This window comes from Streptomyces sp. MnatMP-M17 (assembly GCF_900091995.1).
GTDB lineage: Bacteria > Actinomycetota > Actinomycetes > Streptomycetales > Streptomycetaceae > Streptomyces.
In genome coordinates, this window is sequence record NZ_FMDK01000549.1 from 1 (window position 1) to 3,210 (window position 3,210).

Genomic DNA, 3,210 nt, shown 5'->3' on the forward strand with positions numbered 1-3,210 from the left:
CCCCGCCGCTGGGCAGCTTCTCCACGACCAGGCGGACGACGGTGCCCTCGATGAGGGGCAGCGGCCCGTTGTGACTGAGCCAGGCCGCCCGCCGGGTCAGACGCGGGTGCAGCCGGTCCCACGCCTGCGCCGTCGCCTTTCCATACAGCCGGGTGTCCGTGGTCGTCACGGCCTGCTCGGCTCTCCAGGTCGTGGGGTCGCCGAAGACGAACTCGCCGCCATGCTTGGGCGGCCGGCCGTTCTTGGGGTCATAGACGCGCGGGGGCGTCGGCCGTCGCATCACACGGTCGGAGCGGAGCCGGCCGAGGATCTGCACCGGCAGGTCGCCCAGCAGATAGGCGATGCGGGGTGCGTCGTAGCCGGCGTCCAGCACCACCAGGATCTCCGGGTCGCCTTCATGCCACTGACCGGCGGCGACGAGACGCTCGACGACGTCGCGGATCTGGAGCGTGGTCACCGCGGCGAGGTCCGCCCCGGGCTCCAGGCGGATCGCGTCCAGCACCGCCGTCCAGGATGTACGGCCACTCTCCAGCGCGGCCACGATCGAGTACGGCCAGCCCGGGACCATCTGGTGCTTGCCCTCACCACGGCCGAACGTGTGGCAAAAGGCCCGGTCAGGGCAGGTGTTGGCGTCCGGCCGCAACCACGGCGAGACGTCCACGGCCGGCACGAGCCGGCCGTCCGCTGCCCGTGGAAGCGGTACCCCAGCCACCGCCCGGCGCAGCCGCTCGACGTCGATGCGGCCCCAGTTGAGCGCGCCGTACAGAGCTCCATGCCCGCGGCGGTGTTCCGGCGCGAGCGTCAGGTCCACCAGCGTCTTCACGGGACTATCCGTGCACAGCAAAGCGTCGGCGAGCTCGAACAGGGCATCTCCGCGTCCGCTCAGACGCTCGTAGAACTCCGCCCGGAAGCGTGACAGCGTCGCGAACGCCTCCCGCTTGTCCGGCTGTTGCAGCACACTCATCTCTACGGCCCCGGTCTGGTCGCGTGCGTCCTTGGTCGGAGCACATGATCAGAGCGAGGCCACTGACGTGTCCGGCGAATCCCCAGGTGAGCGACCAAGTTCGAGTCGCGTTTCGAGCCGGCCCACACGAGACCGACCTGGCGGTAGCGTGATCGGCGTGGCGGCTGAAGGCGAAGCGGCAAACACCGAAGTGCTGGTCGGCGGCATGGTGAACGCGGGGGCGGTGTTCCGTCGGGGTGAGCTGGTCGAACGCCCGGCACCGCACAACGCGCGCGCCCTCCATGCCCACCTTCTCGCGCTGAAGGAGCACGGCTTTGACGCGGCTCCGACCCCTGTCCGTCTCACTGCGGACGGCCGCGAGCAGCTGACGTTCATCCCCGGCGACGTCGCTCTGCCGCCGTTCCCACGCTGGGTGCTGACGAAAGCCGCCCTCGAATCGGTGGGAAACCTTCTGCGCCGCTTGCACGAGGCCAGCGCTGCCATCAGGGTCGACACCGGCGTTGGATGGTCCGGGGACCTCGCTGATCCGGCCGGGGGAACGATGCTGTGCCACAACGACGTGTGCCCGGACAACGTCGTCTTCCGCGACGGCCGTGCCGTCGCTCTGATCGATTTCGACCTGGCGGCCCCTGGCCGCCCCATCTGGGACGTCGCCATGGCCGCCCGCTATTGGGTACCCATGCTCGATCCCGCATCCGCAACCGCGCTTTGCCCCGCCAACCTCGATGCACCCGCTCGGCTGCGAATCCTCGCCGACAGCTACGGCCTCTCACCGCGAGAACGCGCCGAGTTGCCCGGTGTCATCGAGCAGGCCACCGAGACCTGCCGGGCCTTCGTCACCCGCCGCGTCGCCAACGGTGATCCCACCTACCTCCAAGCACTGGCCGAGCGCGGTGGATGGGAACGCTGGGACCGCATGCAGACATGGCTGGCGGCCCAGCGCGAGACGTTCACGGCCGCCCTGCTGCACTGACCCGCCCGGACGTTAAAAAACAAGGTAGGGGCCTGTTCCTGATCCGGACACGTCATCCCGGACATGTGTCAGGGATGCTGCAGACCGGGGCGGTAGACGATGAGTGCTTCGCCGTAGCGTGACGGCTTGCCGACGTGCCACGCTGTTGGACCTCTGCGTCTCCTCTGCCAGACATCACAGGGAGTCGATCGTGATCCGAGAAGTGCGGCAGTTGGCGTCTGTAGTGGGACGCCGATCGGCCGTCAAGTACGTAGGTTTGGGTTTGCTCGCCACAGTGCTCAGCGCATGTGGGGGCGACGAGGGCGGTTCAGGTGTCGCCGAGAACACGGTAGAAGCCTTCGCCAAGGGCAAATGGAAGCTTGCCGCGCAGGGGAGCGAGTGCACTCTCACCGTGTCCGACGGCAAGTGGGACCTGTCAGAAGCAACACCACCGCCCGGCGAAAAGCATGGGCCGCTCACCCGGGAACTGTACGGAACCTACGCTTTCACCGGCGGCGTCCTGGAGGTCTCGGCACAGGAGCGTGAGGACAACTCCGGACCCAAACGCGGTGTCGGGACACCGGTGCCCTCGCAGGTGTCGGACTCGGAGTCGGTGACCATTCAGTGGAGCTACGACGAAACGGACCAGAGCCAGGTCCCCATTACCTGGGACGGAAAGAAGCTGACGCTGGTGTTCGACAATCACGACGGCCCGTTGGCCATTGCCGCGGAGCGCGTTTGAGTACCTGTTCACAGAGACCCGGTGCGCGTATGCCCGGCTCAGGAATCGACCGCAGCCAGCCCCGCCGTTCATCAAGGGAGAACGGAAGAAAGGGAAGGCAAGGGAAAAGGGAAAGCCGGCGCGCCGCAGTTCCTGCCCACCCGGCAGCTCGGCCGTCTTCTTCGCCGGGGAGGTGCGCCGTGCACACACGCTGGCTCCGTGCCTGGATCCGGCCAGGAGATCACTTTGCGTCAACTATTGGTAACTGAGGGGCGCGGCTGAGGCGTTCGGGCTACACAGGGGTGCTGGGATATCCGTCTTCGCGGTCGGGCGGGGACGGCTGGTGCCGACTGGAGGTCCGGGCAAGTGCTGACGATCAACGTGGCCGTACTGCTCGCTGTCATCGTGGTCCTGCGGCTGCGCCGCAGGACGGAGTCCAGGAGCAGGCGTGACGAGCGGATGACCGTGGTGATCGTGCTGGCCCTGGGTGTCCTGCTCGCCCCGACACCGGTCGGTGAGGGAATAACGGACATCCTGGGGCAGGTCGCGGGCAGTGTCACGCAGGCCAGCCGA

General features: G+C 67.8%; 4 protein-coding genes. 3 read left to right on the top strand and 1 reads right to left on the bottom strand.

Features of this window, described 5'->3' with window-relative positions; genetic code table 11:
• The coding region (locus GA0115259_RS23880) for a transposase (protein WP_141716667.1) at positions 1–964 on the bottom strand (964 nt) is incomplete at its 3' end.
• Between the two features lie 148 nt (positions 965–1,112).
• Between GA0115259_RS23880 and GA0115259_RS23885 the strand changes: the two genes are divergently transcribed.
• From GA0115259_RS23885 to GA0115259_RS23895, 3 genes are all read left to right on the top strand, one after another.
• Entirely contained in the window at positions 1,113–1,937 is an 825-nt protein-coding gene (locus GA0115259_RS23885) for a phosphotransferase (RefSeq protein ID WP_256098113.1), read from the top strand.
• A 190-nt stretch (positions 1,938–2,127) separates the two neighbouring features.
• Complete coding sequence (locus GA0115259_RS23890; RefSeq protein WP_141716668.1) at positions 2,128–2,658, top strand: DcrB/PsbP domain-containing protein; 531 nt, start codon at positions 2,128–2,130, stop codon at positions 2,656–2,658.
• Positions 2,659–3,003: 345 nt separating this feature from the next.
• On the top strand, positions 3,004–3,210 hold a 207-nt coding region (locus GA0115259_RS23895; protein ID WP_093600849.1), incomplete at its 3' end, for a hypothetical protein.